Below are 24953 nucleotides of genomic sequence, written 5' to 3'. Positions count from 1 at the left end.
TTGCTTCTGTGATCTAATGCACCGCGACCGGCGGCTTTTGCCGCCATTGCGGTGCATTCTTTTTCGTTAGACTTGAGGCTGCGCAAATAAACACGCAGTCAATTGAGCAACGTCATTTATTAGGAGCCGGAAATGATTATCACCGAGATTCTGGGGAACCGCGCACAGCTCTCCGCCGATGAGATCGGCCAGTACACCGAGGAAAAGGTCAAGCTGCCCAACCTCGACCTGGTCAAGCGTATCCAGCGCGTCACCACCGACGCGGACCGCGAGATCGGCCTCCGCCTGCCGTCGGAGGTCAAGGAGCTCAAGGACGGCGACATCCTGTATCAGAACGACGGCCTGCTGATCACCGTCGAGGTACTGCCGACCGACGTCCTGGTCTACCGTCCACGCAACACCCTGGAGATGGGCAAGGTCGCCCACTCCCTGGGCAACCGCCACCTCCAGGCCCAGTTCTTCGGTGAGGACTCCGAGTACGGCGAGACCGTCATGGTGCTCCAGTACGACCACACGGTCGAGGACCACCTCAAGCACGTCGACGCGCAGTACACCCGCGAAGACCGAGTTATGCCGGAGGCATTCCGCCATGCAGAACACTCCCACTAAGAGCAAGAAGAACGGGAAGAAGGCCGAGCAGGCCGAAACCGGCCCCCAGCACGTCCCCTCCGCAGTGCGCGCGCAGCTCGCGATGCTGCACTTCACGGACTCCGCGCTGCCCACCGGTGGCTTCAGCCACTCCTACGGCATGGAGACCTACCTGCAGCGCGACGATGTCCACGACCCGGAGACCTTCGCGACCTGGTTGCGGGCCTATCTGCGCCAGGCCGCCTATAACGACGGCCTGATCTGCCGCTACGCCGCAGAGGTCGGCGCGCAGGTCAAGACCAAGGACATCGACGAGGACACCGCCTACGCGCGCCTGGCTGAGCTGGACCAGCTCGCGCACGTCTCCCTCGTGCCACGCCAGGTCCGCGACGCGAACTCCTCGATGGGCACCCGCATGGCCAAGATCGGCCCCGTCGCGGTGCCCGAGTCACCGATCCTGCAGCGCTACTGCAAGGACGTCCGCGAGGGTGAGTTGCACGGCAGCCCCGCCATCGTGCACGGGCTCGCGCTCGGTGTGCTGGGTCTGGACATCGTCGAGGCGGTGCGCAGCTACCTCATGCAGCTGACCGTCTCGCTGACCCAGAACGGCATCCGTGGCATCCCGATCGGCCAGGACGCCGGCCAGCGCGTGCTCTCCGCGATGTACCCGGTGATCAACCGCACCGCGGAGAAGATCCAGACCCTGGGCATGATCGACCTGGGCATGTCCTCCCCCGGCCTGGAGATCGCGCAGATCCAGCACGAGACGCACCGTTCCCGCATGTTTATGTCCTAGCCCTTGGGGCACACGTGCCCGCCGGTCGTCCAAGGGTCCTCCGGCGGGACACAAGGGCACCGCGCCCCGCTGCTCCCCTAGCTGGGGAATACCCGAGACCAGCGGCGCGCTGAAAATATTAGAGAAGAAAAGAAGACAAGAAAGAAGGCCTAGACAGTCATGGCACCTATCAAGATTGGTATCGGCGGCCCGGTCGGCTCCGGCAAGACCGAACTCATCGAGCGCATCACCCGCGCCCTCGACGGCGAGATCGAGATGGCCGCGATCACGAACGATATTTACACCCTCGAGGATGCGAAGATCCTGGCACGCAACTCCGTGCTGGACGAGGACCGCATCATCGGTGTCGAGACCGGTGGCTGCCCACACACCGCGATCCGTGAGGACACGTCCATGAACGACGCGGCCTACGAGGAGATCGTCAAGCGCCACCCGAACCTGGACATCGTCTTCGTCGAGTCCGGTGGCGATAACCTCTCCGCGACCTTCTCCCCGGAGCTCGTCGACTTCTCCATCTACATCATCGACGTCGCGCAGGGCGAGAAGATCCCGCGCAAGGCTGGTCAGGGCATGATCAAGTCCGACCTCTTCGTCATCAACAAGACGGACCTGGCACCCTACGTCGGCGCTGACCTGTCCGTCATGGAGGCCGACTCCAAGAACTTCCGCGGCGAGAAGCCTTTCGTCATGACCAACCTGAAGACCGACGAGGGCCTGGACGGCGTCCTGCGCTGGATCCGCGAGGACGTCCTGATGAGCGACCTGGCGGAGAGCTAATCCGTGAAAGCCTCCCCGTTCATCGACACCCCACCGAAGCGGTATCACTCGCTGCGCGACCCCATCGGCAGGCTCGACCTGCACATCGCGCAGCGGGACGGTAAGTCCTACTCGAAGCGGCAGTACTATCACAACGCCCTGCGCGTCATCCGCCCCCACTACCTCGACGATTCCGGCCAGGTCTACTACCAGATCGTCAACCCGGGTGGCGGCTACCTGCGCGGCGATGACTACCACATCACCGTCCGCGTGGACGAGGGCGCGAGCCTGCTGCTGAGCGACCAATCCGCGACGAAGATCTACAAGACGCCGGATGACCGCTCCCTGCAGGACGTCCACGTCGTGCTGGGCGAGGACGCCGTCTTTGAGTACCTGCCCGACCAGCTGATCGCGTACGAGGACGCCTCCTATGCGCAGTTCATGAACGTGCAGATGGACTCCAGCGCCTCCCTGGTCACCGCGGAGATCGTCACACCGGGCTGGTCCCCGGACGGCACCCGTTTTAAGTTCCAGGACGTGCGCCTGCACACCACCGTCGAGGTGGACGGCAAGCTGGCGGTGCTGGATAACTTGCTGATCCTGCCGGGCTCCAGCGAGTTCACCGAGGACTCGATCCTCTACATGGAGGACAAGACCCACGTGGGCTCCCTGCTGGCCGTGGACCGTCGCATCGACGCCGCGCTGCTCGACGAGCTGCGGGAGTACCTCGCGGGCCTGGAGTTCAAGGAGACCGTGCGCTTCGGGGTCACCCTCATCGACGGGCCGGGGCTCGCGCTGCGCTCCCTCGGCACGCTGACGGAGGATCTGTACCTGCTGAACACGGAGGTCGCTAACTTCCTCCGCGCGAAGTTCCGCAACCAGCCACGGCTGCACCTGCGCAAGTACTAGTTAGAGCACCCGCCGGGCAAACTGCATCTAGAGCACACAAGGCTCTTTGCAATTCAAGTTCCGGCTGCTATCAACGGATTCACAGAGGACTCCACGCCAATGCCGGGGCATTTTGCCCCGGCATTGTGCCATGCTGGACAAGTTCCATCACCCACTCAGTTGAAGAACGAGGTCCGCGTTAAACATGCGCAAAACACAGTTCCCCTTCCTCCTCGCGGCCGTAACACTCGGGCTCGCCGGCTGTGCTTCCAATGGCGACCCGTCAACTGATACTGCGACGAGCGCCGTCGAAACCCAGAGCCAGGAAAACTCCCAGATGACCCCTGCGGACATCCTCGCCCCATATTCCTTGGAGGATCGCAACGTCGACGATGTGGTCGATGCTCTGGATCAGATGCCGGTGAATGAACGGCCGGAGGACCTCATAGCCTCCGTACGCATCGATCAGCTGGAACTGAGCACCAACGAGGGCAACGCCGCTATGGATATGCCCAAAGACAAGACGTACGTGTCCTTCGCGCCCTACGTTGATAGCACTCACCCCTGCACGTTCCACAGCCTGACAACGTGCCAGGGGGAAATGCGTAACGCCCCGATCCACATCAAAATTACGGAATCAGGCTCGAACCGAGTACTGGTCGACGAGCGCGTAAAGACCTTCGATAACGGTTTCTACGGCGTCTGGCTGCCGCGCGATATCGAAGGCAAGATTGAGGTCACCCACGAGGGCAAAACCGGCAGCGCCGATTTTTCAACCAAGGCAAACGGCGCCACGTGTGTCACTGATCTCAAGCTGAGCTAACTAGAGCAGCCGCCGGGCGAGCTGCGTGGCCTCATCCGGGGTCAGCACCGCACCAGCGGCTTCCCCCATGGCGGGTCGTGTCGATTCATCGGCGCTGACCCGCCATTTTTGCTGCCCGGAATCGGTACCTGTGGCGGGCGAATCCACAGCATCGGTGGCGCCGTCGGTGACGGTCGCGGCGTCCGTGCCGTCCGTGGCGGCATCGGTGCCATCCGCGACGTCAAAAGCCACGTAGACGTGGGTTTCCACCGCGTGCTGCACCTGGATCCACTCCAGGCCGGCCGCCGGAGGTGCCTGAAGGGCTGCAGCCAGCAATTGATGCAGCTCCTCAGGATCCCCCACCCGGTGGGCGAAGCCATTGGAGGCGGCGAAGACCCAGTCGGTGTCCCGGCTGGGAACGCTGTCCGCCTCGCCGCGATCGGCCGAGGGCGCCTCCCCCGGTATGCCCTCCGGCGCGCTCCCCGAGCCCATCGCCTGCTCGCTGCCCGAGCCTCCGCCCGCACCGTGGGGCTGACTAGCCCCGTTAGTCCTTGAGGATGTCATTGATCACGATGGTCTGATCGCGACCCGGCCCCACACCGATGTAGGACATGCGGCAGCCGGAGAGCTCCTCCAGGCGCTTGACGTAGTCCTGCGCCTTCTCCGGCAGCTCCTCGAAGGTGCGGCAGCCGGTGATGTCCTCGTCCCACGCCGGCATCGTCTCGTAGATCGGGGTGGCGTGGTGGAACTCGGTCTGGGTCATCGGCATCTCGTCGTGGCGGACACCGTCGACGTCGTAAGCCACGCAGATCGGGATCTCACCGATGCCGGTCAGGACGTCCAGCTTCGTCAGGAAGTAGTCCGTGAAGCCGTTGACGCGGGAGGCGTAGCGCGCGATGACGGAGTCGTACCAACCGCAACGGCGCGGGCGGCCGGTGTTCACGCCGACCTCGCCACCGGTGGTCTGCAGGTACTCGCCCCACTTGTCGAAGAGCTCCGTCGGGAACGGGCCGGCACCAACGCGGGTGGTGTAAGCCTTGATGATGCCCAGGGAGCTGGTGATGCGGGTCGGCCCCACGCCCGAGCCCACGCAGGCGCCACCGGTGGTCGGGTTGGAGGAGGTCACGAACGGGTAGGTGCCGTGGTCCACGTCCAGCATGGTGGCCTGGCCACCCTCCATCAGCACGCGCTCGCCGCGATCCAGGGCCTCGTTGAGGACCTTCGAAGAATCGATGAGCATCGGAGCCAGGCGGTCCGCGTAGGACAGGAAGTACTGCACGACCTCCTCCGGCTCAATCGCGCGGCGGTTGTACATCTTCACCAGCATCTGGTTCTTCTTATCCAGCGCGGATTCGATCTTCTGGCGCAGGATGGACTCGTCCAGCAGGTCCTGGGCGCGGATGCCGACGCGGCCGACCTTGTCCTGGTAGGTCGGGCCGATGCCGCGGCCGGTGGTGCCGATGGCGCGCTTGCCGAGGAAACGCTCGGAGACGCGGTCGATCGCCACGTGGTACGGGGCGACGAGCTGAGCGTTGGCGGAAACACGCAGGTGAGAGGTGTCCGCACCGCGGGCCTGAAGGCCGTCGATCTCCTCGAACAGGGCCTCCAGGTTCACCACGCAGCCATTGCCAATGATGGAGGTCGCATTGTCGGAGAGGATGCCGGCTGGCAGGAGCTTCAGCTCATACTTCTCCCCTCCCACGACGACGGTGTGGCCGGCGTTGTTACCGCCGTTGGGCTTCACGACGTAATCGACCTGGCCACCCAGGATGTCCGTCGCCTTACCCTTGCCCTCATCGCCCCACTGGGCACCGACAACGATGATTGCTGCCATTTGACTTCTCTTGTCCTCGCTTATTGGGGGTAGTCCAACTTAAAGATCATACTACGAGGTCGCAGCCCGACTCTTCTTCAGCGCGATGATCGGCGGGATCAGCATCACCAGCCCGGCGATGAGGGCGACTCCGCCGAAGAGCCACACCAGCCCCGCGATGATCGCGATGGGCGCGAGGATCGCCGCGGCGATCTCGAAGGGGGCGAAGCCCACGTAGGCCATACCGAACTCTTCGAGGGTTCCGGAGCGCATCTCCGGGTCGACGATCTTCAGCACGGCAATACCCGTGGCCACCGAGGCGGTGGCCCAGCCCCAGCCGAACACCGCGCGCTCGAACCAGCCGTGGTCGAAGGTGCGGGGTGCAACGTAGAAGAAGAGGAACAGGCAGAACGCCAGCCCCACCAGGAACAGGATGATCAGCGGGACGATGTAGCTCGCAACCACCGCCGGGATGATGGACGCGATACCCACCGCCACCAGGAAGTCCGTCGACGCACCCGAGACTGAGCCCATCAGCTTCGTGTCCAGATAGTGTGGAGCCTTGAGCAGGTGCAGCGCACCCACCCCGGCCAGGCCCACGAGGAAGGCCATCGCGAACAGCGGGAAGCTCAAGGCCGGGAAGGTCTCGTTGACCCAGTTGGTCAGGATATTCGCCAGGAAGATCGTCACGGTCAGCACCGCGATGTGCAGCGCGATCGGCTCAATCGAGGATGGGCTCGTGGTCGCCCGCCCCACGCTCGGTCGCTGACCAGGCAGGGAGATGATGCCGGTGCGCATATCCTCCGGCAGCTGGTCCAGGCGAGGCAGCTCATTGGTGTGGCCCCGCTTCGAACCCCACCGGGCGAAGATCACACCACCGATGATCGCGGAGAACATGCCCACCGCAGCGGCGGTGAAGCCCAGGCTCGTGGCCTCAGTCATGCCCGCGGAGTCCAGCGCGCCACCAACCGCGGCCGCGACGCCGAAACCACCGACGAAGCCGACGGGCAGCATGATGCCGAACCAGTCTGGCGTCCCAAACAGTGGGGCGAACACCAGCACACCCAACAGTGCGAAGAAGCCCCACTGCGCCAGGTACATGCCCACGGAGTAGGACCACATCGTGCGCGCGCCCTGGCGCACCTTGGCGTCGAAATTCATCGTGAACGGCAGCGCACCGAAGACGACGGCGATGAGGATGGTCGCATAGTCCCCGAAGTGCTCGCTGAACTGGATCAGCCCCAACCCGTTGGGTCCCAGCAGCAGGCCCAGTAGACCCGCTGTGATCGGGGCGGGGATCAAGAGTTTCTGGAACCAGGGAATGAAGCGCCGCATGAGGTTGCCTACGATGAGCAGCACCGAAATCCAGCCGATATCCATCACGACGTCGAAGGGTGTGAAGCCATCCACGTGAATAAATCACCTTTCTTCTCTTACGGGTTCTCACGGGCGGCTGTCATCGCGTTTGGCTCACTCTCGCGGTGGTGGCCACCCGGGTTAAGCTAAACGCCATGATAGTCGTGTTGCTCACTCCAGAATCCAACTTCACGGACCAGGACGTCCGCGCTGCCGTCGGCGAGGGTCCGGAGAAGCTGGAGTTTCACGAGGTCTCCACGATCCCGACCCGCCGCGAGCTGAAGGTTCTGAACCCGCTGCCGAGCCTGGTCACCGAGCCCACCCCCACGCTCGACGAGATCGCGGCCCAACCGGACGTGCCCCACCAGGGCGAGCCACAGCCCGCCCCGCACGTGACCAGTGAGCCGGTGCGGGTGGTCGTCATCGGTGAGGACGCCACCGTGGCCGCCGTGGCCTCCAAGCTCATGCGCATCGACGCGCTGTGGGCCCAACTGGCCTTCGTCCCCACCGGCGGGGAGAGCGACATCGCACACAGCTGGGGACTGCCCGAGGAACCGGGCGCAGCACTGGAGTTCGCGCTCACCGCCCCGCCGGTCCCCACGCCCGTCATCCGCGACGACCACTCCATCGTGGTGCTGGGCAGCGCGGAGCTGACCGGGCCGGAGGGCGGGGAGCTTTTCGGGGAGGTCATCGTGGACTCCGACACGCTCTACCACCACGACCGCGGGGCACGCGGGGACTTCACCCACGGGGTCCGGCTGGTGCCGACCCCGTCGGCGCCGGGGATCGCCGCAGTGCAGCTGCCGAGCCCGGAGCAGGTCAAGCGCCTGGAAAAGGCCCGCACGGGTGGGTGGTGGGCGAGGTTTACCGCGGGCTTCCGACCGCCGGCCGAGCCCACGATCTTGAAGGGCCGGGCGCTGCAGGCCGGCGCCCGGGAGATGACGGTCACCCGCGATACGGTCACGCACCCGCGGCCACTGAAGGCCGTGACCTTCTACCGGCACCTGCGCGACGGGCAGTTCATCCGCCGCTAGCAGCGGTGGCGATCAGTCCTCGTCGAAATCTGGGTCCTCGCCCCAGACCTCCGGCGGGTGCCACGGATTCTTCACCGTGGGCGCCAGAGAGGCCATCGCGGAGGGGCGGGAGTAGCCGCAGACCATCAGCGCATCCACGATCGCGGAGCGCACCTGCGCCACGATCACCAGACCTGAGAGCCCCTGGTTTGGAATGATCTCCGGCTTGGCCTCCGAAGCGAGCTTCTGCAGCGCACGGATCACTTCCGGGATCTCCACCAGCTCCTGGCGGCTGCCACGGGTGCCACCCATCGTGTACAGCGCGCCCAGGTGGCCGAGTGCGTCGGAGAGGTCACGGACGACCTCCACGAGCTCCTCCGACACCGGCTCGCCATCCTCCACCATGATCTCCGCCCGGCGGGCGAGAACCCGGATGTTGCGGACCAGGTTATCCACCGGCAGGAGCGCCCGCTGCATGGAGCGGGAGTGGCGCCGGGCGGACCAGTAGAGCGGAGAGATGGTGACGATCTCGTCGCCACCCTTAGACTCCGCCATCAGGGAGTTCACCGTGGATTGGGTGCCGCGCGCGGTCTCTAGCGCCTCAGCGAGGGCGTCGCCGTCGCCGAGCTCCATCGCCGCCGCAACCTCATCGAGGACGAGCGCGGACTTGGAGATCAGGGAGGACAGGTCACGGCGGGCGGCGCGCAGCGGAGAGCGGGGAACGATAGCCATGACGAGCATGCCGATCACCCCGCCGATCAGGGCGTCGACCATGCGGTCGGTAGAACCCCCGGAGCCGGGAGGCAACAAGGTGGCGATCAGCACCCCGGTATTGGCAGCCTGCATCGCGACCATCGGGCTGCGGTCGACGAAGCTAGCGATAACGATGCCGGTGAAGACCACCACGGCGATCTGCCAATAACCAGCACCAATCTCCCGGATCACGAGGTCGCCGATGCCCACGCCGAGGCTGACCCCCAGCACCAGTTCGAAGGCGCGGCGCAGGCGCTTGCCCCCGTTGACCCCCAGGGTGATGATGCCCGCCATCGGGGCGAAGAACGGGTTGTGGTGGCCGAAAAGCTCGATCGCAATGAAATACGCCAGCGCGGCGGCGAGCGCGCACTGGAAGGCGAAGATGATGGAGACCTGCACGCGCGCTAGGCGCTGCTTCGGTGCAATGTCTCGGATGCTGCGCGCCGCGGCCGCGATGCCCGGCCGGCGGCGGATCAGGGCACGCAGCCGGGCTCGCGCGGGGCGGGACTGGGCCTCCTCTTTATCGAGGATTTCGCCCAGGTCCTCCCCCAGCGGGATATCTTTCGGCCGATGCGTGCTCATGCCCTTCAGTGTGCCACGTCCGCCTGTGGCCCCGGGCACGAAGGGCTGAGAGCTAGAGGGCCCGCCTTACAGCTTGTCGACGTCCTCGAGGTTCATCGCCGGCACGGCTGCGGGGTCGCAGTCGTTGAGCAGGTTGAGGCAGCGGATGACCTCGTCGTCCTCGTTGATGCGCTTCGCGGCGACGACGAGCGCGCCGATCGCACGGAGAACGCCCTGGTTGGGGACGTGGTCCCACGGCACTGGGCCGGTGCCCCGCCAGCCGTTGCCGCGCAGCGCATCCAGGCCCCGGTGGTAGCCGGTGCGGGCGCAGGCGTAGGCGGTGACCGGCTCGTCGGCCTCAATCAGGCGGAAGGCCAGCGCGGCCCACGCACCGGAGTCCTTCGGGTTGGCTTTCGCGATCTTCGCCAGCGAGTCCAGGTCCGCGCCCGCGTCATCGGCGGTGACGGCGCTGGTCAGTTCCTCCGGCAGGCGAACCTCGGGGTGCTCGGCACCGAAGAGATCACGGCCGGTACGCAGTTGTTCAGCCATTGGTCGTTCCTCCTGATCAGTTATTGCATCGGCGCGGGAGCATTCACTACCCGCGCCACCTGAAGCGGGTGTTACTTGCCCAGCGTGTTGCCTGCGGAGCGCAGGTCCTGGCAGGCCTCGACGACGCGCTCGGACATCGCCTGCTCGGCCTTGCGCAGGTAGGAGCGCGGGTCGAAGACCTTCTTGTTGCCGACCTCGCCGTCGATCTTGAACACGCCGTCGTAGTTTTCGAACATGTGGCGCGCGACCGGGTTGGTGAAGGAGTACTGCGTGTCGGTGTCGATGTTCATCTTGATGACGCCGTAGCGCAGGGACTCCTCGATCTTCTCCTTCTCGGAGCCGGAGCCACCGTGGAAGACGAAGTCGAATGGGTTGGCCCCCTCAGCCAGGCCCAGCTTCTTCTCCGCGACCTTCTGGCCCATGTCCAGGACCTCCGGGCGCAGCTTCACGTTGCCCGGCTTGTAGATGCCGTGGACGTTGCCGAAGGTTGCGGCCAGCAGGTAGCGGCCCTTCTCCCCCAGGCCGAGGACGTCGATGGTCTTCTCGAAGTCCTCTTCGGTGGTGTAGAGGTTTGCGTTCGGGTCGGCGGAGACACCGTCCTCCTCGCCACCGACGACGCCGATCTCAACCTCGAGGACGATGTTTGCGGCGACGGACTTGTCGAGCAGGTCCTTGGCGATCTGCAGGTTCTCGTCAATCGGGGTGGCAGAGCCGTCCCACATGTGGGACTGGAACAGCGGGTTCTCACCGGCCTCGACGCGCTTGCGGGAGATCTCCAGCAGCGGCAGGACGAAGGTGTCCAGCTTCTCCTTCTGGCAGTGGTCGGTGTGCAGGGCGACGTTCACGCCGTAGTGCTTGGCGGCCTCGTGGGTGAATGCCGCGAGAGCCTCCGCACCGGCCACCATGTTCTTCACATTCAGGCCGGAACCGAACTCCGCGCCACCGATGGAGAACTGGATGATGCCGTCGGACTCGGCATCCGCGAAGCCCTTCAGGGCTGCGTTGATGGTCTCGGAGGAGGTGCAGTTAATCGCCGGGTACGCGAAGCCACCCTCCTTAGCCTTGTCCAGCATGTCGCGGTAGACGTCCGGGGTTGCAATTGCCATTGATGCCTCCTAAGTGCCGCTTCGGGGCGGCATGGGCCACCCGCTCAGCATGATTTACTCACCTGAATTATGCCTGCACTTCATTCTACGCGTCGGCAGCCCCGCCGGTCCCCGCCCGTTTGAGGGGGCAAGCAGCACGGGCAGGTGGCAAAGAACCCTTGCGACCAGGGATTCCCGAAAAGGTGGCGCGCTAGTTCCCCTGCTCGCGCTGGGCGGCCTCCAACCCCGTGATGCGCGCGGCGGCCTCCATCAGCTTCCACCCGGAAAGCTGCACCGAAAGATCGCGCTCGGCGATGTCTGAACTAGCCACCGCGCCGGCGATCGTCGCGCCAACCAGGCCACCGGAATGCGGCAACGTCGCGTCCCGATCCCACCGCGACGGGAACACCGGCAGACCATCGACTTCCAGGCGGTAGCGCCAGGCGGACTCCGCGGAGTGCAGCACGATCCGGCGCGCCTGGGAACGAGCCTTGCGCGTCCGCGGCCCCAGCTCCGGCAGCTTCTCCGCCGCGAGCGCCAGGTAACGGACGAGGATGCCGTTGAACAGGCCACCGTCGCCACCAGCGGTGGGCGCGGTGATGACGTAGTTGGAGTTGGTCAGGTGCTCGGAGATCGCGTCGATGAGTCCGCAAGCGCGGTAGATATAGTCCATCCCGGCCTCGGAGACCTCATCGTCTCCGACGCGGGCCTGCTCGCGCTCGGCGACGGCCAGCTCGACGCAGGCCCCGAGGGCAACGCCCTGGCAGTAGCTGTGGATCGTGGGCTCCGGGACAGGGCCGTTCATGCGCATCCACAGCCCGTCCATGACCAGGCCGTCCTCGTTGATCATGTTCTCCCAGATCCAGTCGACCAGCTGGCGAGCCAGGTCGAGACGCCCGGTGCGGGCCGCCATGATCGCGACCGGCCCGTTGGTGGGGACGTTGTAGAAAGTCTCGTTGCTGCGCCACGGCAGCACCCCCGTGAGCGAATCCACGCCCTCCAGGATGTTCTCCTCCAAGTCCTTGCGGGCAGAGACGCGCTTGACCTTGGGGTACTGCTCCGCACGCCACAAGGCCAGCGCAAGCCAGGCCTTGTCGTCGTAGTAGTTATTCCGCGTCAGCGGCGCGAGGTTACGCAGCCGCATGCCACGCAGCGTGGCCCGCAGTTCGCGCTGGCGGGCCTTGGATGGGCGACGGCGCGTGGCGTCCACCTGGCAGTCCACGTAGTGGGCCTGCCACCAGTAGTGCCACCGGTAAAAGGCCTTATCCCGCGCCAGGGGCGGCCAGGCGATCACGGCAAGATTGGTCCGCGGCACACCCCATACTTTCGAGGCGTGGCGGTCCGTGATTGCTTGCTGGGCCAGATCGGCCCGGTGATCCCAACGTTCATGCACGCCTTTAAGTCTGCCCAATCCGGGCGATTTTCGCGAAGTTTTGCAGCTTTTACCAGGCCTGGGAGAGGTCCGCGTGCTGCCGGACCCAGGCGTGCATCGCGATCCCCGCCGCCACGCCCGCGTTGATCGAGCGGGTGGATCCGAATTGCGCGATGGAGACGGTCATCCGCGCCCCGCGCTGCGCCTCCTCCGTCACGCCGGGCCCTTCTTGGCCAAACAGCAGCAGGCAGCGGCGCGGTAGCTCGGCAGTTTCCAGGGGCACGGAACCGGGGGTGTTGTCCACGGCGACGACCGCCAGGTCCCGCTCCGCCGCATACTCCAGCACCTCGGCGACGGTCTTGTGGTGTTCGAGGTGCTGGTAGCGGTCGGTGACCATCGCTCCCCGTCGGTTCCAGCGCTTGCGCCCGACGATGTGGACCGTATCCACCGCGAAGGCGTTGGCGGTGCGGACGACGGTGCCGATGTTGGCGTCGTTCTCGAAGTTTTCGATGGCGATGTGCAGCTCGTGGCGGCGGGAGTCGATGTCCGCGACGATGGCGTCCATCTTCCAGTAGCGGTAGGCGTCGACGACGTTGCGGCGGTCACCGTGTGCGAGCAGTTCCGGGTCGAAGTGTTCTTCCGTAGGCAGCGGCACCCCCGGATACTCCTGCTCCCAGGGGCCGACGCCGACGCGGGCCTCGAACCACTCGGTCGGTCCCTTTCCGGAGGGGCCGTTGGGTTCCGATTGCTGGGCCTTCTGATGGCCTGGTTGCGTGGTGTCCGGGGCGTCTTCGCGACTCACTACGCGCCCCCTTTCTTTGTCAGTTGCAGGGCGCCATTGATCCCGTCGACGAGCAGCAGCTGCGCAATGACGTAGGTCGCCATGACCGCGCCGTCGGTAAGCGCGTCGATAATCTTGAGGGCCGTTGGCGCGGTGGGGCGCTGCGCGTGCTTCAACAGGGTGAGGCGGTTGAGGATCAGGGCGTCGGAGAGCAAGAAGAGCGTTCCGCCGAGGGCGTGGCCGTAGTCCTCCGGGGTTTCCTCTGGCGTGCTGCGAAGGAGAGACGGGTCCTGGGCCAGCACGTTGGTTGCCCCCAGGAGGGAGCCGTAGCCGCCAGCAGCGGGCAATGCCTTCGGCAGCTTCCAGCTGGCCAGCCCCAGCCCCGTTGCCAGCGCCGGTAGGTGGGCTGCAGCGACCATTGGGGAGGGCCGGGCGCCCCGCTTGGCGAGCAGCCAGATATAGGCCAGCTGGTTGGCGCTGAACCACGCCGCACCCCGGTTGAGGTTTGTGGCCCGCTCGATCGGTTTCGGGCTGCGGGACTGGGTATTCATCAGGGTGATATCCCCCAGCCAGCCGCCCACGAGACCAGCGAGGAGAAGCGCCTGGCCCGCGTTGGGTGTGCGGATGGTGCGCCAGGAGCGCGGGTTATCTGCGGTGGCACTAGGTGTGAGGACGGTGCTCGCGAGCAAGGGCATGAGTGTTGGCTTCACTGCGCGCGTGATGCGATCCGAGCGCGTGGCCGCAGCAGCGACGGAGACGGCACCGGCCGCCAGGTAGGCGATGCGCCCTGGGTGTGGGTGGCGGGCGGCGGCGCGCAGGGCGTGGGCGCCTTCGGCAGCTCGCTCCAGCACGTGGCTGAAAAGTCGGTTCTTTATCAGGGTGCTGCGCATCGGGGTCTCCTTGTGGTTTCGCGGCGCGGCCATCGCTTCACCGCGGCGGCGGGCGGGCCTAGTCCAGACCGAGGTCAGCCAGGCCGAGCAGCGGGCGGTATTCCAGGCCTTCTGCCTCGATGACGTCGCGGGCGCCGGTGTCGCGGTCCACGACCGTGGCCACGCCGACGACGTTCGCCCCGGCCTCACGGGCAGCGGCCACGGCGGTGAGTGGGGAGTTGCCCGTGGTCGTGGTGTCCTCGACGATGAGCACGTTCTTGCCGGCGATGTCCGGGCCTTCGATGCGGCGCTGCATGCCGTGCTTCTTGGCTTCCTTGCGGACGACGAAGGAATCGACCCCCTCGCCGGCGTGCATGATCGCGGTGGCGACCGGGTCGGCACCGAGGGTCAGCCCGCCGACGTTGGTGTACTCCCAGTCGCTGGTCAGCTGGCGCAGGAGCTGGCCGATGAGTTTCGAGGCCTCCGCGTGAAGGGTGGCGCGGCGCAGGTCGACGTAGTAGTCGGCCTCCTTGCCGGAGGAGAGGGTGACTTTACCGTGGACGACGGCGAGTTCCTTGACGAGCTCTGCGAGTCGCGCAGCGGCGGCGCGGTCGACGGAGGGGGTTTCCTGTGCCATGGGACGCGTTCCTTCCGGAGGAGGGGATGAAAGATTTGCTGTTCTTTAAGTTACCGCAGGAAAAACAAAACCCACCCAGTGGGCCTCGCGTTCAGCGAGGGCTCATTGGGTGGGTTGCCGCGTGGAAGGGTCAGACCACGCTAGCTTTTCGTGGTCACACTTCCGATTGAAGCGGATTCACAGTCTTCTTTTAGTCCCGGGAGGGGCTTGCTTTAGTCCCGCAGGGGCTTGGCCTCATCTGGATCGTGCCCCGGAGCGAGGCCTTCTCGAACGAGTTCATCTTCGATTGTGTCCTCCGGGTTACCGACATCGCCTGTCTTTTGTTTCTTTCCTAGCCACTTATCGAAGAGGCCATTTTGGTACATCACCGTTCCCAGAATCATGATAATACCCAGGAACTGCAGCAGGGACGGAACCTCACCGAACAGCGGCCAAGCGATGACCACCGAGGAGACCGGGGAGAGCAGCAGGATACCGGCGGACAGCGTCGGATCCAGCCAGACGGAACCCCACTGGACAAAGGTCCACGCGATTGCCTGGCCGAGGGTGGCCAGCATGATCAGCCAGATCCAGTTCATGGTGGTCAGTTCGTCACCCAGAGCGGACTCAGGGTTCACGGCAGGCAGGTGACCATCGACCAGGACACCGTGAGTGAAGTCAAAGCCACCGCGCGGGGAGCCAGTGTATGCCCACAGAGCCGGGGCAACCAGCTGGGAGATAGCCGTGTACATCATGGGCTGGACGTACAGATCCTTACGCGGGGCGGTGGTACCAGCCTTGCGGGAGAAGTACAGGTAGAAGGAGTAGCAGATACCAGAGGTCAGGCCGAGCAGGGTGCCCAGGGTTGCGGTATTGATGCCAGCGATCTGCTCCGGGCCGGTGGACTCGCCACTGCCCTCGAAGACGCCACCGGTGAGCATGACACCGACGATCATGATCGGCACGAGCACCAGGAAGACCGGCGGGATCTTGTACTTATCGAAGATCGCCGTCAGCATCGGAACGACGATCACCTGCAGGTTCAGCAGGATGGCCGCGATGCCGGCGCCAACGTAGAAGATCGAGTAGTTCCAACAGGTGAAGTCAACACCCAAGAACAGGCCTGCAACGAGGGACATGATAATGCCCGCCTTGGGCAGGGAGCCCTTACGCTTGATCTCCCAGAAGCCGAATGGCAGCAGAACGAGCAAGCCAATCAACACACGCAGGAATGCCTGCGTTGCGGGATCCATGTTGGAGGCCTTCACCCAGATAGGAGTGAAAGCGAGGAATGCGGTACCCAGTCCGAGAATGAGCACGGCCTTGCCGTGGGACACAGGCTTGACTGGAAGCATGCGTCCGGACGCCGTAGCGCCTTGACCCTTAACAGTGTTCATGGTGTCCATTTTTACATTTCCCGTTAAGGCAATTGCAATAATTTATGCCCAATATCACAAATAACCCAATATGCCCGTATTGTTTCCGCAATTGATCAATCACCTATTTTAGTGGGCATAACGGGAGTTATGTTCTAAAGGGAAGTGAATTCCTTATGCCGAGATATCTCTTTCAACAATTCAGGCTCGAATAATTCGATCATTGTCCTCGCCGTCAGGAAGTTCCGGACACCACCTCGACCTAAAGAATTTAACGCCCCTCCGAACGCCAATCTTCGTCATCACCCGGCTCGACGATTTCCGCTTCTACCAGCTCAATCTCCGCCTCTACTGGCTCAATCGGGGAAGGGAGCGCATGGCGCGCATCCGGGGCGCGGTGACGCCCGCTACGGCGGCGCTGCCCCCGTCGCTCTGCAGCAGTGGCGGACAGCTCGTCGCTAAAGATTGTGGGCGCCCTCTCAATATCCGCACGAATAACTTGGGGGCGCTGGCCGACTGATGCAGATATATGGTCGGGATCCTCCCCAATAAGGGGGATATTCTCTGAATCCATTTCGAGCACCGAGTCACTGAAATCATCAGCCGGGTCCGCCTCACGACCCCGGTCGAAACGGCTCGGGAATTCCACCGGATTAGCCGGCCGCTCAATATGCGGACGATCAGAGAAAGATGATTCGTCACATTCTTGTCCGGCATAAACTTCCGAAGCGATCGATTCTGAGCTCGGTGGCGCGGCAGCCCCTTCTGGTTCCCCTTCCGCCACGGGCGCGGCGGGGGTCTGCCCCACGGGACGCAGGTAGCCCGGCCGTGACTTCCTCTCCCCCGCCGGGCTCGCGTTTTCCTCGCCACGCCCCCGACCGATCTTCTCCTGCAACGCCCCCTCGCCCTGCTGGCAATCAGCAGATTCCGCACCGGCGGGGCTGAGGGAGACCGCAGTACCCGGCAGCGCCCGCGTCTGGTCCGCGTTCTCCAGCTCCAGGACCACACTCATCGTGCGCGGCGGAAGAACCATCGCCGCATGCGCCAGGGAAAGCAGCTCCGGCAGGATCCGCAGCCAGATGCTGAAGTCCAGCTTCCGGCTAATGCTCAAGATGACCCAGTCGCCACCCCAGATAACGTCGGAGGCGACCTGGCTCAGCGCCGCGAGGCTGTCCTCCACCCGGACATCCAGCATGCGGTCGAGAGCCCGCACGTCGGAGGTATAAGCGGCATAAGGTGGCTGATCCAGCAGCTCGGAACGTCGCAGCCCCTCCGTCACCCCCTGCTCGCGGGAATAGTGCACCGTCACCGGGGAGGCGGCCGCCCGGCGCATCGCCATGAGCGTACCCTCTCCCAGGTCTGCCACGTGGTACTCGTGCCCCTCCCAGAAGCCACTGACCACATCCTTGGCCAGGGCCCGAATGGGAGAGACGCTCACTGAGTGCAGCGCGGCAATCGGCCATTCCTGTGGCAGTTCGAGATCCTCACGGGTGAACTCCGCCCCGTTCGCAGCAGCCCACTGGCGGCGCCGGCGGCGGATCGAGGCAAACAGCCCACCCTGGGCAGTCTCGGCGGTCACCATATCCGGCCCCTCCTCGGGGGCCTGTGCGTCCTCCGGGGGCAGCTCCGGCGCGTCCTCTGGCTGGGCTTGCTCCCCAACCGGGTCCGCGACAGCCCCCTCGGTCGCACGGTCAGCCCGCTCGTCGGCGAGCTCGCTGCCATCGGTCCCCCAAGGAACCGCCCCAGCGGTCGACGCTGCGCCGTTCGCGTCGCCGTCGTCGTCGGTGGAGTCGGCGTCCGGGAGGGAAGAAGCGGGAGGAACCGACTGCCTAGCTGCCGCAGCACCACCGGACTCCCCCTGGGAGCTCGCGTGCTTCAGCAACCACACCGCCACAACGAGCAAAATCAGCCCGATGAGCAGGGCAACAATCGATCCACTCATGTCGTTCAGCCTAGTCCGCCTCCCCGTACAGCAACAGAAAGCGGGGAGCGAGTCTGGCAGCCAGCCTCACTCCCCGCCCGATCGGCGCGTCAGCGCCTCTTACTCGTTGGCAGCAGCGTAGTCGGCGCTGTCCATCAGCTCGCCCGGCTCGGAGACGCGGACGTCATAGAGCCAGCCCTCGCCGTACGGATCCTCGTTGATGATCCCGGCGTTATCCTCGAGCTCCTCGTTCACGGCGACGATCTCGCCGGAGACCGGTGCGTAGATGTCGGACACGGACTTGGTGGACTCGACCTCGCCGAATGGCTCACCGGCCTCAACCTCGTCGCCGACCTCCGGGAGCTCGACGAACACGATCTCGCCGAGAGCCTCTGCAGCAATGTGGGTGATGCCGACGCGAACGACCTCACCCTCCGTGATGTCGGTGGTGTTAACCCACTCGTGCTCTTCGGAGTACAGGAAGTCAGTAGGCAAAGCAGTCATGGTCGCTCCTCACGATCATCTTCAAAAACAGTGGGCGTGACATGGGCCTAGGGTGTAATCCCCACCACATCGAACACGGCAAACTGTACTACACAGCCAGCCCGCTGCGGCGAATATCACGGGGATACCTTGGCCCGGGGCCGGCTGGGCCACCCCCATTTCATGTTTTGCAGAGTTTGATGCCGCTTTTCTGCGGTTTTCCGACTTCAAACTCTGCAAAACGTGAAATAAACGTGAAATAGGGGTAACACGAGGCCGTCAAGCCCCGGCTGTCTTACTTTTCGCGCTGGTAGAAGGGCATCTCCACGACCTGGTACGGGTACTGCTTGCCGCGGATATCGACCTGCACGGTCTGCCCCACGGCGGCTGCCCCGCCCTCCTCGGTCGCGGCCTTATCCACGTAGGCCATCGCGACCGGGTACCCCAGGGTCGGCGAGAGCGCGCCCGAGGTGACCTCTCCGATCGGCTGGGCATCCTCGCCCTCGCCGGCCAGGACCGTATAACCGCTGCGGGCCGCGCGGCGCCCCTCACCCTGCAGGCCGATGAGCACCCGCGCCGCGCCCTTCTCCTTCGCCGTCACGATCGCATCGCGCCCCACGAAGGAATCCTTGGACTTCGTCGCAGCGAGAATGCCGAGACCCGCGTCGACCGGGGTGAGCTCGTCGTTGAGCTCATTGCCGTAGAGCGGCATGCCCGCCTCCAGGCGCAGAGTGTCGCGGGCAGCCAGACCACAGGGCAGGCCGTCCAGCTCCGTGGCCTTGCCCAGCGCGACGTTCCACACCTGCTCGGCAGCGTCGTTGTCCACGATGATCTCGAAGCCGTCCTCGCCGGTGTAGCCCGTGCGAGCGATCAGCGCCGGCTGACCGGCGACGATGCCCTTGAAGGCGGCATAGTAGCCCAGGCCGTCAACCGCGCCCTTGACGTCCTCGGTCGCGCCGGAAGCCTCCGGGGCGTCGGTGACGTTCTCGACGATCGAGTGCATGACCTCGGCGGCCTTCGGACCCTGGATCGCGACGAGGGACTTGTCCCCAGTCTGGTCCACGACGGTGACGTCGAAACCTTCGGCGCGCTGCGCCAGGGCCTCAGCGACGCGCGGGGCGTTGCCGGCGTTCGGGACGACGAGGAAGTCGTCCTCCGCGAGACGGTAGGTGATCAGGTCGTCCACGATGCCGCCGTCCTCGGTGCAGAGCATGGAGTACTTCGCCTTGCCGACCTTGACGGCGGACAGGCGGGAGATCAGCGCGTAGTCCAGGAACTCCGCGGCCTGGGGCCCGGAGACTTCCACCTCGCCCATGTGGGAGAGGTCGAAGACGCCGACGGTCTCGCGGACGGCGCGGTGCTCGTCGAGCTCCTTGCCGTACTTCAGGGGCATGTCCCAGCCGCCGAAGTCGGTGAAGCGGGCGTCGAGCTGCTCGTGCACGTGGTGCAGGGCGGTGTGCTTCGGGGTGCTTGCAGAATCAGTCATTGCAAAACCTTCCTTCAAACGTGCTTGGGCTTAGTCCTCGATGGCGAATGCCTCGAGCGGCGGGCAGGAGCACACCAGATTGCGGTCGCCATAGGCGTTGTCGATGCGGCGCACCGGTGGGAAGTACTTCGTGTGGCGCAGGCCGTCCACTGGGAAGGCTGCCTGCTGGCGGGAGTACTTGCCGCCGGAGACGGCCTCCTCGAAGTCGTCGCGGGTCACGCTGAATGCGGTGAACGGCGCGTGGCGCAGCACGGACTCCTCAACGGTGACCTTGCCGTCGATGATCTCCTGGATCTCACCGTGGATGGTGATCATCGCCTCGATGAAGCGGTCCAGCTCTTCCTTGTCCTCGGACTCGGTCGGCTCGACCATCAGGGTGCCCGGCACCGGGAAGGCCAGGGTCGGGGCGTGGAAACCGAAGTCCATCAGGCGCTTGGAGACGTCCTCGGCGGTCACGCCGGAGGCCTTGGTCAGGGCATTGAGGTCCAGGATGCATTCGTGGGCGACCAGGTCGTTCTTGCCCGTGTAGAGCGTCGGGAAGTAGTCGGCGAGCTTGCGGGAGATGTAGTTCGCGTTGACCAGGGCCATGCGGGAGGCCTCGGTCAGTCCCTCGTCACCCATCATCGCGATGTAGGACCAGGTGATCGGCAGGACGCCGGCGGAGCCGTAGCGCGCGCCGGAGACCGGCAGGCCGGTGCCCGGGTCCTCGGACTTCTCGGCGGTCGCGTCGGTCGGCAGGAACGGGATGAGGTGCTCGGCCACGCAGACCGGGCCCACGCCCGGGCCACCGCCGCCGTGCGGGATGGTGAAGGTCTTGTGCAGGTTCAGGTGGGAGACGTCGCCACCGAACTGCCCCGGCTGTCCCAGGCCGACCAGCGCGTTGAGGTTCGCGCCGTCGATGTACACCTGGCCGCCCGCGGCGTGGACCTTGTCGCAAACCTCGCGGACGTGCTCCTCGAACACGCCGTGGGTGGACGGGTAGGTGATCATGATGCCGGCGACCTCTGGGCCGTACTTCTCGAGCTTGGCGTCCAGATCATCCAGCAGGATCGAGCCGTCTTCGGCGGACTTCACGGCCACGACCTTCAGGCCGGCCAGTGCTGCGGAGGCGGCGTTGGTGCCGTGCGCGGAGGTCGGGATCAGCACCTTGTCACGCTGGTCATCGCCGCGGGACAGGTGGTAGCGGTGGATCGCCAGCAGGCCGGCGAATTCGCCCTGGGAACCAGCATTCGGCTGGACGGAGACCTTCGCATAGCCGGTGATCTTGGCCAGGCGCTCCTCCAGGTCATCGATGAGTTCCAGCCAGCCCGCGGCCTGGTCCTCAGGGACGTGCGGGTGGATGCCCGCGAACTCTGGCCAGGTGATCGGCTCCATGGAGACGGCGGCGTTGAGCTTCATGGTGCAGGAGCCCAGCGGGATCATCGTGCGGTCCAGCGCCAGGTCGCGGTCCGCCAGCTTGCGCATGTAGCGCATCATCTGAGTCTCGGAGGTGATGGCGGTGAAGATCGGGTGGGTGAGGATCTCGTCATCGCGCAGCACACCGAGGTCGGCCAGCGGGCCGGCGGAAAGCTCGAAGCCGGAGGTATCCGCGGTCGCGCCCTTCTTCTCCGCGACGACGGCCAGCAGCTCGGCGACGTCCTCGTCAGTGGTGGACTCGCCGACGGAAATTCCGACGTGGTCCTCGTCGACCTTCCGCAGGTTGAATCCCGCGTCTACCGCACGCTGCAGGACGGCGTCCGCGCCACCGACGCTGGACACATCCACGGTCACGGTGTCGAAGAAGGAGTCGTGAGCCAGGGCCAGGCCGGCCTCGGACAGGCCCACGCCCAGAGCGACGGCGCGGCCGTGCACCTGGGTTGCGATCTGGCGCAGGCCAGCCGGGCCGTGCCAGACGGCGTAGAAGCCCGCCACGACGGCCAGCAGGGCCTGGGCGGTACAGATGTTCGAGGTCGCCTTGTCGCGACGAATGTGCTGCTCGCGGGTCTGCAGCGCCAGGCGGTACGCCGGGGTGCCCTCGGCGTCCTTGGACACGCCCACGAGGCGGCCCGGCATCTTGCGCTGCAGGGAATCGACGCAGGCCATGAAGCCGGCGTGCGGGCCGCCGAAGAACAGCGGCACACCGAAACGCTGGGCAGAGCCCACCGCGATGTCCGCACCCAGGGAGCCCGGGGAGGTCACCAGAACCTGGGCCAGCAGGTCGGCGGCGACGGTGACCAGCGCGCCAGCCTCCTTCGCAGCGGAGATCAGACCGCTCAGGTCGCGGACCCGGCCGGTGGACCCCGGGTTGGAGACCACAACACCGACCAGCGGGGTGTCTCCCGCGGCGGCGGCGAAATCAGCGGCGGTGGCGTCCTTAAAATCGACGACCTTGACCGGGATGTCCGCAGCCTCGGCGCGGGCCTCAGTCACGGTGATGGACTGCTGGTGGAGGGAGGAGTCCAGCAGCACCACACCACCCTGCTTGGCGGCCTTGGTGTTGCCGCGGGCCATGAGCTGCACGGCCTCGGCGACGGCGGTGGCTTCGTCCAGCAGGGATGCGCCCGCAATCGGCAGGCCGGTGAGGTCCTGCACCATGGTCTGGAAGTTCAGCAGCGCCTCCAAGCGACCCTGGGAAATCTCCGGCTGGTACGGGGTGTAGGCGGTGTACCAGCCCGGGTTCTCGACCACGTTGCGGCGGATCACCGCGGGGGTGATCGTGTCGTAGTAACCGTTGCCGATGAGCTGCTTCATCGGCTTATTCTTCGACGCCATCGCCTTGAGCGCGGCGAGAGTATCGGTTTCGGTCAGCGCGTCGGGCAGGCCGATCGGCCCCTCCTGAACGATGGAGGAAGGAAGGGCGGCCTCCGCGAGCGCAGCGGAGGACTCATAGCCCAGGAAGTCGAGAATCTCCTGGGTATCGCTGCCGTTGGGCCCGATGTGGCGGTGGACAAAAGCTGCGTGATCAGTAGCCATCAAGCTCAAACTTTCCGGTTTGTGGTGTGCTTATTCCGCCTAAATCCTATCGGAGGCTCCAGACAATAGTGGCCGGGGTCACGTTTTCAGGGGTAAGGTTCCTTTTGTGCCTAAAAAGACTTCTGTGAATTCCTTCAGCTCGTGGCTCCTGCCCCCAGCCCTGCCCCAGGTCCCGGACGGCAGCCTCGCCGTCGTGACCGGGGCGAGCAGCGGGATCGGCAAGGCGGTCGCAGCCCGCTTCGTGGCTTCCGGATTCCGGGTGGTCGGAACCACACGTAACCCGGCTACGCTCACCGACCCGGTACCGAATGTGGAGTACCTAGCCTTAGACCTCGCAGATCAGGCCTCTATTGAGACCTTCGCCGAGGACGTCCTGGCACTTGGCGCGCCGGGCGTGCTCGTTAACAATGCCGGCGAGAGCCAGAACGGCCCACTGGAGGAACTACCCCGGGAGGCGCTGGAGCGGCTATTCCAGGTCAATGTCATCGGGCACGTGGATCTCACCCAGAAGTTCCTGCCGGCGATGCGCGAGCAGGGTTTCGGCCGCATCGTCATGATCGGCTCCATGTTGGGGAGCTTCCCGCTGAGCTACCGGGGCAGCTACGTGGCCTCGAAGGCCGCGATCCGCAGCCTCGCCGACTCCGCCCGCAGCGAGCTCTCACCGTTCGGGGTCAGCATTTCCACCGTGGAGCCCGGCGCGATCGCCACGGGGCTCAGTTCGCGGCGCACCATCTACGTCGACGACACCGGCCCGTACTCGCGGGACTTCCACCGGATGCTCGACACCCTCAACGACAACGAAGCCAAGGGCATCAGCGCTGAGGACGTCGCGGAGCTGGTGGACACCGTGGTGGCAGAAGCGCGCCCGCGTGCGGTGTACGCCCAGGGTTCGCTGGCGCCGGTGCCGTATATCCTGCAGCGACTCGTGCCGCGGGAGACGATGTTGCGCATCATGCGCGCCAAGCACGGCCTCTAGAACTTGCGGGCGAAGCCCCAGCCGGCGGGTTAGTCCTCTTCGCTGGTTTTCCTGCCGCCTTCGCCCCCAGCGGCCTTCTCCCCAAAAGCCCGCTCCCCAAAGGCCCTCTCCCCAAAGGCAGAGTGCAGCTGGGGGCGCACCTCCGCGCGCACCTCTAAGCGGTGATTCATCCGCTCCAGATATTCGCTCTCACGCTGCTTAAAGGCCCAGTCGCGCCACGGCTGGGCAAAGAGTGCGAGTACCGTCGCTCCCACAACCCCCATGAACAGCAGCGCGCCCGCGAAAATGGTGACCGCCGGGCCGCCGTGTACCCCGAACACGATCGCCAGCATCACGCTGCCGACCAGCCCGAGCGAGGCCAGCGACATATAGGCCACGTTGATCGGGTGGAGCCGGTGGCCGAAGCTGCCGTTGTAGGTCATCACCAACGGGATGATCTGCAGCGCGAACAGCCCCAGGAAGTAATAGGTCGCCACCCGGCGCAGCACGTCGGTGTCCAGCAACTGCGGAAAGCCCGTCAACGCGGTGAGCATCCACAGCATCGTGACGAGGTTCAATAGACGCCGTGCCATGTGGCTAAACCCTAAACAGCTCGTCTTGCGCCGCGCACGGGCCGCTCAGCGCGACGGGAAACTCGATCTCCCCCGACCCGTGGGATAGCGCCAACACCAGCACGATCGGGTCGTAGCCGAGGCGGCCAACCTCTTTGGGCGCGTAGGTGACCACCGGGGCTCCCGCCTGCACGGTCGAGCCCTCAACCCAGCGGGTCGCGAAGCCCTGCCCGTTGAGCTGATCAGTGTCGATGCCCATCTGCACCAGCACGCGGGCACTCTCGTCCTCCAGCTCCACGACGAACATGTGGGGCTGCATCCGCACGATGGTTCCCGCGACCGGGGACTGCACCTCCACGATCTCCTTATCGGGGTCTGGGATCACAGCCACTCCCGCGCCTGCGGAGCCGGAGGCGAACACAGGGTGCGGCACTGCGCTCAGCGGCGCGGTCGTTCCAGCGAGAGGTGCCCCCACCGGGGTGCGCTCCGCCTTCAGGGCTTCCCCGCGGTCTGCAGCGACGGCGTCCACGTCGGCCGCGCCGAAGCCTGCGGCGCCTACATCCCCCGCGCCGCCGAGGTCCTCAAAGTCGTGCCCATCTGTCATGCTTCC

The 24953-nt window shown here is 65.3% G+C and carries 24 protein-coding genes; 7 read left to right on the top strand and 17 right to left on the bottom strand.

Going from position 1 to position 24953, the window contains the following annotated elements; genetic code table 11:
• The first annotated feature begins 132 nt into the window (after positions 1-132).
• The 5 genes from ureE to HMPREF3088_RS08600 all read left to right on the top strand — a co-directional run bounded on the left by ureE (position 133) and on the right by HMPREF3088_RS08600 (position 3851).
• Positions 133-609, top strand: coding sequence for an urease accessory protein UreE (gene ureE / locus HMPREF3088_RS08620; RefSeq protein WP_070759444.1), 477 nt, complete (start codon positions 133-135; stop codon positions 607-609).
• Positions 590-1384: an urease accessory protein UreF gene (locus HMPREF3088_RS08615; RefSeq protein ID WP_070759443.1), complete on the top strand. Its 795-nt coding sequence runs from the start codon at positions 590-592 to the stop codon at positions 1382-1384. The genes ureE and HMPREF3088_RS08615 overlap by 20 nt, the downstream gene beginning before the upstream one ends.
• 159 nt (positions 1385-1543) lie before the next feature.
• Complete coding sequence (gene ureG / locus HMPREF3088_RS08610; RefSeq protein WP_012361011.1) at positions 1544-2161, top strand: urease accessory protein UreG; 618 nt, start codon at positions 1544-1546, stop codon at positions 2159-2161.
• A gap of 3 nt (positions 2162-2164) precedes the next feature.
• Entirely contained in the window at positions 2165-3049 is an 885-nt protein-coding gene (locus tag HMPREF3088_RS08605) for an urease accessory protein UreD (protein ID WP_070759441.1), read from the top strand.
• Positions 3050-3233: 184 nt separating this feature from the next.
• A complete protein-coding gene (locus tag HMPREF3088_RS08600) occupies positions 3234-3851 on the top strand; it encodes a CueP family metal-binding protein (protein ID WP_070759439.1) in 618 nt (205 codons plus the stop codon).
• Here the strand turns inward: HMPREF3088_RS08600 and HMPREF3088_RS08595 are convergent, their stop codons facing one another.
• From HMPREF3088_RS08595 to HMPREF3088_RS08585, 3 genes are read right to left on the bottom strand one after another with little or no spacing between them, the layout of a single operon-like run.
• Positions 3852-4394, bottom strand: a complete 543-nt coding sequence (locus HMPREF3088_RS08595) for a hypothetical protein (RefSeq protein WP_246818135.1) — start codon at positions 4392-4394, stop codon at positions 3852-3854.
• A complete protein-coding gene (locus HMPREF3088_RS08590) occupies positions 4375-5664 on the bottom strand; it encodes an adenylosuccinate synthase (RefSeq protein WP_012361015.1) in 1290 nt (429 codons plus the stop codon). The genes HMPREF3088_RS08595 and HMPREF3088_RS08590 overlap by 20 nt, the downstream gene beginning before the upstream one ends.
• Positions 5665-5715: 51 nt before the next feature.
• Positions 5716-7053, bottom strand: a complete 1338-nt coding sequence (locus HMPREF3088_RS08585; protein WP_070759437.1) for a sodium/glutamate symporter — start codon at positions 7051-7053, stop codon at positions 5716-5718.
• Positions 7054-7154: 101 nt separating this feature from the next.
• On the opposite strand from HMPREF3088_RS08585, the gene HMPREF3088_RS08580 reads away from it, so the two are divergent.
• Positions 7155-8033 (top strand): diacylglycerol kinase family protein, encoded by an 879-nt coding sequence (locus HMPREF3088_RS08580; RefSeq protein ID WP_070759435.1) that lies wholly within the window; start codon positions 7155-7157, stop codon positions 8031-8033.
• Positions 8034-8045: 12 nt separating this feature from the next.
• Here HMPREF3088_RS08580 and HMPREF3088_RS08575 read toward each other — a convergent pair whose 3' ends face one another.
• The 12 genes from HMPREF3088_RS08575 to gcvP form a co-directional block, all read right to left on the bottom strand.
• Positions 8046-9347: an FUSC family protein gene (locus tag HMPREF3088_RS08575; protein WP_070759433.1), complete on the bottom strand. Its 1302-nt coding sequence runs from the start codon at positions 9345-9347 to the stop codon at positions 8046-8048.
• Between the two features lie 66 nt (positions 9348-9413).
• Entirely contained in the window at positions 9414-9875 is a 462-nt protein-coding gene (locus HMPREF3088_RS08570; RefSeq protein WP_070759431.1) for a DUF3151 domain-containing protein, read from the bottom strand.
• Between the two features lie 71 nt (positions 9876-9946).
• Positions 9947-10981: a class II fructose-bisphosphate aldolase gene (gene fbaA, locus HMPREF3088_RS08565; protein ID WP_070759428.1), complete on the bottom strand. Its 1035-nt coding sequence runs from the start codon at positions 10979-10981 to the stop codon at positions 9947-9949.
• A 190-nt stretch (positions 10982-11171) separates the two neighbouring features.
• Complete coding sequence (locus tag HMPREF3088_RS08560) at positions 11172-12353, bottom strand: glycoside hydrolase family 76 protein (RefSeq protein ID WP_070759426.1); 1182 nt, start codon at positions 12351-12353, stop codon at positions 11172-11174.
• A gap of 49 nt (positions 12354-12402) precedes the next feature.
• Positions 12403-13134: a TrmH family RNA methyltransferase gene (locus tag HMPREF3088_RS08555; protein WP_070759424.1), complete on the bottom strand. Its 732-nt coding sequence runs from the start codon at positions 13132-13134 to the stop codon at positions 12403-12405.
• Positions 13134-14003 (bottom strand): lysoplasmalogenase, encoded by an 870-nt coding sequence (locus tag HMPREF3088_RS08550; protein WP_070759530.1) that lies wholly within the window; start codon positions 14001-14003, stop codon positions 13134-13136. The genes HMPREF3088_RS08555 and HMPREF3088_RS08550 overlap by 1 nt, the downstream gene beginning before the upstream one ends.
• A 58-nt stretch (positions 14004-14061) precedes the next feature.
• On the bottom strand, positions 14062-14619 hold the full coding sequence (gene pyrE, locus HMPREF3088_RS08545; protein WP_070759422.1) for an orotate phosphoribosyltransferase: 558 nt from the start codon (positions 14617-14619) through the stop codon (positions 14062-14064).
• A 212-nt stretch (positions 14620-14831) separates the two neighbouring features.
• Positions 14832-16004 (bottom strand): DMT family transporter, encoded by a 1173-nt coding sequence (locus tag HMPREF3088_RS08540; RefSeq protein WP_070759420.1) that lies wholly within the window; start codon positions 16002-16004, stop codon positions 14832-14834.
• Positions 16005-16245: 241 nt separating this feature from the next.
• A complete protein-coding gene (locus HMPREF3088_RS08535; protein WP_070759418.1) occupies positions 16246-17916 on the bottom strand; it encodes a type III secretion system chaperone family protein in 1671 nt (556 codons plus the stop codon).
• Between the two features lie 99 nt (positions 17917-18015).
• Complete coding sequence (gene gcvH / locus HMPREF3088_RS08530) at positions 18016-18399, bottom strand: glycine cleavage system protein GcvH (RefSeq protein WP_070759416.1); 384 nt, start codon at positions 18397-18399, stop codon at positions 18016-18018.
• Positions 18400-18673: 274 nt separating this feature from the next.
• Positions 18674-19864: a glycine cleavage system aminomethyltransferase GcvT gene (gcvT, locus tag HMPREF3088_RS08525; protein ID WP_070759414.1), complete on the bottom strand. Its 1191-nt coding sequence runs from the start codon at positions 19862-19864 to the stop codon at positions 18674-18676.
• Positions 19865-19894: 30 nt separating this feature from the next.
• Positions 19895-22816, bottom strand: coding sequence for an aminomethyl-transferring glycine dehydrogenase (gcvP, locus tag HMPREF3088_RS08520; protein WP_070759412.1), 2922 nt, complete (start codon positions 22814-22816; stop codon positions 19895-19897).
• A 106-nt stretch (positions 22817-22922) separates the two neighbouring features.
• Here gcvP and HMPREF3088_RS08515 point away from each other — a divergent pair, with 106 nt between their 5' ends.
• The gene (locus HMPREF3088_RS08515) at positions 22923-23792 is read left to right on the top strand and encodes an SDR family oxidoreductase (RefSeq protein ID WP_210401516.1); all 870 of its coding nucleotides are present in this window, start codon (positions 22923-22925) and stop codon (positions 23790-23792) included.
• A 29-nt stretch (positions 23793-23821) separates the two neighbouring features.
• Here the strand turns inward: HMPREF3088_RS08515 and HMPREF3088_RS08510 are convergent, their stop codons facing one another.
• Entirely contained in the window at positions 23822-24364 is a 543-nt protein-coding gene (locus HMPREF3088_RS08510; protein WP_070759410.1) for a hypothetical protein, read from the bottom strand.
• A 4-nt stretch (positions 24365-24368) separates the two neighbouring features.
• Positions 24369-24947 (bottom strand): PTS sugar transporter subunit IIA, encoded by a 579-nt coding sequence (locus HMPREF3088_RS08505; RefSeq protein ID WP_246818134.1) that lies wholly within the window; start codon positions 24945-24947, stop codon positions 24369-24371.
• Positions 24948-24953 lie beyond the last annotated feature (6 nt).

Source organism: Corynebacterium sp. HMSC22B11, assembly GCF_001815965.1.
Classification (GTDB): domain Bacteria; phylum Actinomycetota; class Actinomycetes; order Mycobacteriales; family Mycobacteriaceae; genus Corynebacterium.
The sequence above is the reverse complement of the archived record's forward strand: the minus strand, read 5'-3'. Positions and strand labels throughout refer to the sequence as shown.

Excerpts from the sequence above, each read along its gene's own strand:
- gcvH (WP_070759416.1), bottom strand. The coding sequence starts at position 18,399 with ATGACTGCTTTGCCTACTGACTTCCTGTACTCCGAAGAGCACGAGTGG.
- ureG (WP_012361011.1), top strand. The coding sequence starts at position 1,544 with ATGGCACCTATCAAGATTGGTATCGGCGGCCCGGTCGGCTCCGGCAAG.
- gcvT (WP_070759414.1), bottom strand. The coding sequence starts at position 19,864 with ATGACTGATTCTGCAAGCACCCCGAAGCACACCGCCCTGCACCACGTG.
- HMPREF3088_RS08570 (WP_070759431.1), bottom strand. The coding sequence starts at position 9,875 with ATGGCTGAACAACTGCGTACCGGCCGTGATCTCTTCGGTGCCGAGCAC.
- HMPREF3088_RS08550 (WP_070759530.1), bottom strand. The coding sequence starts at position 14,003 with ATGCGCAGCACCCTGATAAAGAACCGACTTTTCAGCCACGTGCTGGAG.
- HMPREF3088_RS08510 (WP_070759410.1), bottom strand. The coding sequence starts at position 24,364 with ATGGCACGGCGTCTATTGAACCTCGTCACGATGCTGTGGATGCTCACC.
- pyrE (WP_070759422.1), bottom strand. The coding sequence starts at position 14,619 with ATGGCACAGGAAACCCCCTCCGTCGACCGCGCCGCCGCTGCGCGACTC.
- HMPREF3088_RS08505 (WP_246818134.1), bottom strand. The coding sequence starts at position 24,947 with ATGACAGATGGGCACGACTTTGAGGACCTCGGCGGCGCGGGGGATGTA.
- HMPREF3088_RS08615 (WP_070759443.1), top strand. The coding sequence starts at position 590 with ATGCAGAACACTCCCACTAAGAGCAAGAAGAACGGGAAGAAGGCCGAG.
- HMPREF3088_RS08580 (WP_070759435.1), top strand. The coding sequence starts at position 7,155 with ATGATAGTCGTGTTGCTCACTCCAGAATCCAACTTCACGGACCAGGAC.
- fbaA (WP_070759428.1), bottom strand. The coding sequence starts at position 10,981 with ATGGCAATTGCAACCCCGGACGTCTACCGCGACATGCTGGACAAGGCT.
- HMPREF3088_RS08590 (WP_012361015.1), bottom strand. The coding sequence starts at position 5,664 with ATGGCAGCAATCATCGTTGTCGGTGCCCAGTGGGGCGATGAGGGCAAG.
- HMPREF3088_RS08600 (WP_070759439.1), top strand. The coding sequence starts at position 3,234 with ATGCGCAAAACACAGTTCCCCTTCCTCCTCGCGGCCGTAACACTCGGG.
- ureE (WP_070759444.1), top strand. The coding sequence starts at position 133 with ATGATTATCACCGAGATTCTGGGGAACCGCGCACAGCTCTCCGCCGAT.
- HMPREF3088_RS08575 (WP_070759433.1), bottom strand. The coding sequence starts at position 9,347 with ATGAGCACGCATCGGCCGAAAGATATCCCGCTGGGGGAGGACCTGGGC.
- HMPREF3088_RS08535 (WP_070759418.1), bottom strand. The coding sequence starts at position 17,916 with ATGAGTGGATCGATTGTTGCCCTGCTCATCGGGCTGATTTTGCTCGTT.
- HMPREF3088_RS08595 (WP_246818135.1), bottom strand. The coding sequence starts at position 4,394 with ATGACATCCTCAAGGACTAACGGGGCTAGTCAGCCCCACGGTGCGGGC.
- HMPREF3088_RS08540 (WP_070759420.1), bottom strand. The coding sequence starts at position 16,004 with ATGGACACCATGAACACTGTTAAGGGTCAAGGCGCTACGGCGTCCGGA.
- gcvP (WP_070759412.1), bottom strand. The coding sequence starts at position 22,816 with ATGGCTACTGATCACGCAGCTTTTGTCCACCGCCACATCGGGCCCAAC.